Origin of the sequence: Shewanella sp. N2AIL (assembly GCF_022690845.1) — a bacterium.
In the GTDB taxonomy this organism is placed as follows: domain Bacteria; phylum Pseudomonadota; class Gammaproteobacteria; order Enterobacterales; family Shewanellaceae; genus Shewanella; species Shewanella baltica.
Window position 1 is genome coordinate 1 of record NZ_JALBYT010000114.1, and the last position, 258, is coordinate 258.

1 protein-coding gene is annotated in these 258 nt (G+C 57.8%); it reads left to right on the forward strand.

All coding sequences use genetic code 11. The features are described from left to right. Positions 1-258, forward strand: a 258-nt coding sequence (locus MO387_RS20965) for a VCBS domain-containing protein (protein WP_242326518.1), incomplete at both ends; no start/stop codon positions are given.

The window sequence follows — 258 nt, forward strand, 5'->3', positions numbered from 1 at the left end:
CCACCGATCCAGTTCTGACTGACAGCGGCACCTTAACCATTACCGATGCCGACAGCGGCCAGGCCGTGTTCCAAGCCGGCAACGGCACTCCAAGTGTTGGCGCGCTCGGCAGCCTGACTATCGATGCCGACGGCAACTGGACTTACAACGTCGATAACGCCGACGTGCAATATCTGGCTGAAGGCGAAACTAAGGTCGAAACCTTTGTGGTGTTGAGCCAAGACGGCACTGAGCACACGGTCACCATCACCATTACCG